At 67.7% G+C, this 4,350-nt stretch carries 6 protein-coding genes; 2 read left to right on the top strand and 4 right to left on the bottom strand.

Annotated elements, in window-relative coordinates:
- Window positions 1-180 precede the first annotated feature (180 nt).
- Both Q0071_RS05285 and Q0071_RS05290 read left to right on the top strand, forming a co-directional pair.
- Window positions 181-384, top strand: coding sequence for a hypothetical protein (locus Q0071_RS05285; RefSeq protein ID WP_298166081.1), 204 nt, complete (start codon window positions 181-183; stop codon window positions 382-384).
- Window positions 385-642 (top strand): hypothetical protein, encoded by a 258-nt coding sequence (locus Q0071_RS05290; protein ID WP_298166083.1) that lies wholly within the window; start codon window positions 385-387, stop codon window positions 640-642.
- On the opposite strand, the gene Q0071_RS05295 is transcribed toward Q0071_RS05290, so the two are convergent.
- The 4 genes from Q0071_RS05295 to argH form a co-directional block, all read right to left on the bottom strand.
- The gene (locus Q0071_RS05295; RefSeq protein WP_298166085.1) at window positions 639-1,415 is read right to left on the bottom strand and encodes an NAD(P)-dependent oxidoreductase; all 777 of its coding nucleotides are present in this window, start codon (window positions 1,413-1,415) and stop codon (window positions 639-641) included. The two genes, Q0071_RS05290 and Q0071_RS05295, sit on opposite strands and share 4 nt — an antisense overlap.
- A complete protein-coding gene (gene lysA / locus Q0071_RS05300; RefSeq protein WP_298166087.1) occupies window positions 1,412-2,671 on the bottom strand; it encodes a diaminopimelate decarboxylase in 1,260 nt (419 codons plus the stop codon). Before lysA ends, Q0071_RS05295 begins: the two co-directional genes overlap by 4 nt.
- Before the next feature lie 48 nt (window positions 2,672-2,719).
- Window positions 2,720-2,971, bottom strand: coding sequence for a hypothetical protein (locus Q0071_RS05305; protein WP_298166090.1), 252 nt, complete (start codon window positions 2,969-2,971; stop codon window positions 2,720-2,722).
- Window positions 2,971-4,350: argininosuccinate lyase (gene argH, locus Q0071_RS05310; RefSeq protein WP_298166092.1), on the bottom strand; the 1,380-nt coding region annotated here is incomplete at its 5' end. The genes argH and Q0071_RS05305, both read right to left, overlap by 1 nt.

Here is a 4,350-nt window from a genome sequence, read left to right on the forward strand (position 1 = left end):
GCCTCGCCACGCTGAGCAAGGACCAGCGCGTCAGCTATGACGTCGAGACCGGCCGCAATGGCAAGGAATCGGCGATCAATCTCGCCAGCGCGAACTGATCGAGGCGAGCCCGCAGCAGCCAGTTTGCTGGTTGCTGCGGGCGCCTACCTTCCGCCTGCCTCTTTTGCGGAGTCGACGTAGATGGCGTTGTCCTATGAATTTCTCGTCGAACGCGCCGATCAGGCGGCAACCGAAGCATCGGGTGCCAAGCTCGACAACGTGCGTGATCGCGCGCTGCGTTCCGAGAAGGCATGGCGCGCCATGGCCGATCAGCTGCGCGAAGTTGCCGAAGGCCGGGAACGTTCGCGACTGGAACGGCTCGCCGACAGCCCCAGTCCGGCCTGAATGACCGACCTGACCGATCTTGATCTTCCCCAGCTCTTTGCGGCGCTGGAAGTCTCTGACATTTGTGCAATCAACGGCATTGCCAGCCTTGCCAACATCCTGCGCCAGCGCGGCCTGCTCACGATCACCGAAGCCTCGGCGCTGCACCAGAGCATGAGCTTGCCGCTGAGCCTCCCCCGCCACGCCAACAATCCAGCTGTGCAGGAACTCCAACTGCACCTCGACCAGCTCTTCGCGCATATCGTCGCGCCGGACTAGGGTTCGATCACCACCACGATGCCGCCTTCGGGCTCGGCATCCCCGGGCGCAATGCGCATCGCATCCGCCCGCACCCGCGCCAGCACCGCACCCGGCACCTGCGGACCCGCCACAACCGCATCGGCCTGCCCCAGCAGCCGCGCCTCGCGCAGCGTCAAGTCATCGGGATCAGGTGAGCGCAGCCGGATCGTGAACCGGCCAGCCGCGCCATCCGCACCGCCCTCGAGCCAGCCCTGCACCCGCGCCGCGTCACCTTCACGCAGCGGATCGAGCGCACCGCCATCTTCCAGCGCCGCATCGAGCGCGCGCCTGCGTTCCGGCCCTGTAGGCCAGCGCGAACGCATTGCGCCGCGCGCCGCGTAGAGCGCTTCCGCCAGCGCCCCCAGCCCTTGCGGCAGCAACCGTTCCAACCGTAGCCGCAGCGCTTTCGCCAGCCCCGCCGAGGCCCCGCCGGTGCCCACCGCGATCAGCACAGGCGCTCGGTCAATGATCGAAGGCGTGGTGAAATCGCACAGCGCCGGCTTGTCGACGACATTGACCAGCAGCCCTGCCCCCCGCGCGCGGATCGCATCGGCTTCGCAGGCCCGCTCGTCCTCGTGCGCGATGAAGGCCAGCCGCGCGCCCGTATCGATGCCTTCGGCCAGATCCTCGATCACTTTGCCGCCCGCGCGCAGCACCAACCGCCGCTTCGCCTCCGCCGCCTCGCCATGGCCCAGCACCACCACCGGCTGCCCGGCAAGGCGATGAAACAGCGGGAGGCTGGGCAGGCTCATTCAAGCCACTCGGGCACGCGCTCGGCAGACAGGATCGTCGAAGGCTCGATGCGGTCGGCCACCACCGCCCACTTCGCGCCGTCCACCATCACCTCGGGCACCATGGGGCGCGAGTTGTAAGTGTTCGCCATTGTCGCGCCATAAGCGCCGGCAGTGCGGAATACCGCCAGATCACCCCGCGCCACAACGTCGATTTCCCGCGCCATCGCAAAGGTGTCGCTCGATTCGCAAATCGGGCCGACGATATTGGCGGTCATCGTCTCGCCCTTCGGCGTCACCGCGCTGAAATCGTGCCACGCGTCATACATCGCCGGGCGCGCGAGATCGTTCATCGCCGCATCGACAACCACCCAGGGATGCAGCGCGCCCTGCTTCACGCGCACCACTTCGGTCAGCAGCACGCCGGTGTTGCCGGTGATCAGCCGCCCGGGCTCGAACATCAACGTCACGTCCCAGTCCTGGGTCACGCGCGCGACCATCGCCGCGTAGTCCGCCGGTTGCGGAAACACTTCGCCCGCCCTGTAGGGCACGCCCACCCCGCCGCCGAGGTCCATGTGCGTCACCGAAAAGCCTTCCGCCCGGATCGCCTGCATCAGCGCCCCGGCCTTGGTGAAGGCCGCTTCCAGCGGATCGAGCCGCGCAAGCTGGCTGCCGATATGGAGCGCGAGGCCGCGCAGATCGAGGCCCGGCAGCACGGACAGCCGCGCATAGATGCCCGCCGCACGATCGTAGGGCACGCCGAACTTGTTTTCGGCCTTGCCGGTCGAGATCTTGGCATGCGTGCCGGCATCGACATCCGGATTGATGCGCAGCGTCGCGGTCGCGGTCAGCCCCATGCTCGCCGCGATCTCGGCGAGTTCCTCGCCCTCTTCCTCGCTTTCGAGATTGAACTGCCCGCAGCCCGCCTGCAGCGCCCGGTGCATTTCCGCCGCCGTCTTGCCCACGCCCGAGAACACCACATCCGCCGCCGGAATGCCCGCCGCGAGCGCACGGTCCATTTCGCCTGCCGACACGACATCAGCGCCGTAGCCTTCCGCCGCCAACACCTTGAGCACGGCGAGGTTGGGGTTGGACTTCACCGCAAAGGCGAGGTGAACCTTCGGCAGCACCGAAAGCGCATCGCGGAATACCCGCGCATGGCGCGTCAATGTCGCGCGCGAATAGACATAGACCGGCGTACCGACTTCGGCCGCGATCAAGGGCAGCGGCACGTCTTCGGCATGAAGCACGCCGCCGCGAAATTCGAAATGATCCATCGGGGTATTCCTGGAAACTGGGGTCCGGCGCAGGGCCAGAGCAGGGTTCTATTCTTCCGGCGGCAGATCGAAGGGATCGTCCTCGCGGTCCTCCGAGCGGCTGCGCAGCTCGATATTGCGCTGCGGTTTCGCCTGAACCGGCGGGGTCAGCAGAACGTCGGGCCCGGGTTTGTCCTCGCGGCCAAAGGGCGCGGGGGGCAGGGAGTGACCTTTGAGCGGCATAAGCTCGCGCCGCGCGCCGCAGCCCGCCAGTGCGGTGCCCAAGGCAGCCAGCAGGATCAGGGTGCGAAAGTTGCGCATCAGGCCTCGATGTCCTTTGGCAGCCCCAGCGCAACACGCGCCTCGGCCACGCGCTTCCTTACCTCGTCCGGCGCGGTTCCGCCATGGCTGGCGCGCGCGGCCACACTCGCCTCGACCGAAAGCGCGGCAAACACGCGCTCATCCACCCGCGGATCGATCGCCTTGAGGTCTGCCAGCGCCAGCTGATCGAGCGCCGCGCCCCGGCTTTCCGCCAGCTTGACCGCGCTGCCGGTGATGTGATGCGCCTCGCGGAAGGGGATGTTTGCCTGCCGCACCAGCCAGTCGGCCAGATCGGTCGCGGTGGCATAGCCCAGCTCTGCCGCACCGCGCATGCGCGTCGTACGGAAGGTCGCCTCGGCCACCATGCCCGTCATCGCCGCGATCGAAAGCGCGAGCAGCGAGGCCGCCTCGAACACCGGCGGCTTGTCGTCCTGCATGTCCTTCGAATAGGCCAGCGGCAGGCCCTTCATCGTGATCATCAGCGCCGTCAGGCACCCGACGATCCGCCCCGCATGCCCGCGCACCAGCTCCGCCGCATCGGGGTTCTTCTTCTGAGGCATGATCGAGCTGCCGGTCGAAAGGCTGTCCGGCAGGGTTACAAAGCCGAACGGCTGGCTTGCCCAGATCACGAACTCTTCGGCAAGGCGCGAAAGATGCAGCGAGCACTGCGCCGCCGCCATCAGGAAATCGAGCGCGAAATCGCGGTCGGACACCGAATCGAGGCTGTTCGCCGTCGGCCCGTCAAAGCCCAGCGCCGCTGCCGTGGCATGCCGGTCGATCGGGAAGCCCGTCCCCGCCAGCGCCGCCGCGCCCAGCGGGCACTGGTTCATCCGGATGCGCGCATCGGCAAAGCGCGACCGGTCCCGCCCGATCATCTCGTAATAGGCCATCAGGTGATGCCCCAGAGTCACCGGCTGCGCCGTCTGCAAGTGCGTGAAGCCGGGCATGATGCTCGCGGCATGCTCGCCCGCACGCGTCACCAGAGCCACCTGCAACGCCTCCAGCGCCGCACCGGTCTGGTCGACCGCATCGCGCACCCAGAGCCGGAAATCGGTCGCCACCTGATCGTTGCGGCTGCGCGCGGTGTGCAGCCGCCCCGCCGCCGCGCCGATCAACTCGGCAAGCCGGCTTTCGGTCGTCATGTGGATGTCTTCGAGGTCCCAGTTTTCGGGCACCCCGCTGGCCTCATACTCGGCGGCGACCTGGTCGAGGCCATCGGCAATCAGCGCCGCATCTTCCGCCGTCACGATCCCCTGCTTGCCCAGCATGGCCACATGGGCCTTTGACGCGGCGATGTCCTGCCGCCACAAGGCCTTGTCGAAGGGAATCGAGGCGTTGATTTCGCGCATGACGGCCGAAGGGCCCGCCGCGAAGCGCCC

It is taken from the genome of Novosphingobium sp. (assembly GCF_027486195.1).
Taxonomy (GTDB): Bacteria; Pseudomonadota; Alphaproteobacteria; order Sphingomonadales; family Sphingomonadaceae; genus Novosphingobium.

What these genes read in the sequence shown, in the direction of transcription:
- lysA (WP_298166087.1), bottom strand. Translation starts at nt 2,671, where the DNA reads ATGGATCATTTCGAATTTCGCGGCGGCGTGCTTCATGCCGAAGACGTG.
- Q0071_RS05285 (WP_298166081.1), top strand. Translation starts at nt 181, where the DNA reads ATGGCGTTGTCCTATGAATTTCTCGTCGAACGCGCCGATCAGGCGGCA.
- Q0071_RS05290 (WP_298166083.1), top strand. Translation starts at nt 385, where the DNA reads ATGACCGACCTGACCGATCTTGATCTTCCCCAGCTCTTTGCGGCGCTG.
- Q0071_RS05305 (WP_298166090.1), bottom strand. Translation starts at nt 2,971, where the DNA reads ATGCGCAACTTTCGCACCCTGATCCTGCTGGCTGCCTTGGGCACCGCA.
- Q0071_RS05295 (WP_298166085.1), bottom strand. Translation starts at nt 1,415, where the DNA reads ATGAGCCTGCCCAGCCTCCCGCTGTTTCATCGCCTTGCCGGGCAGCCG.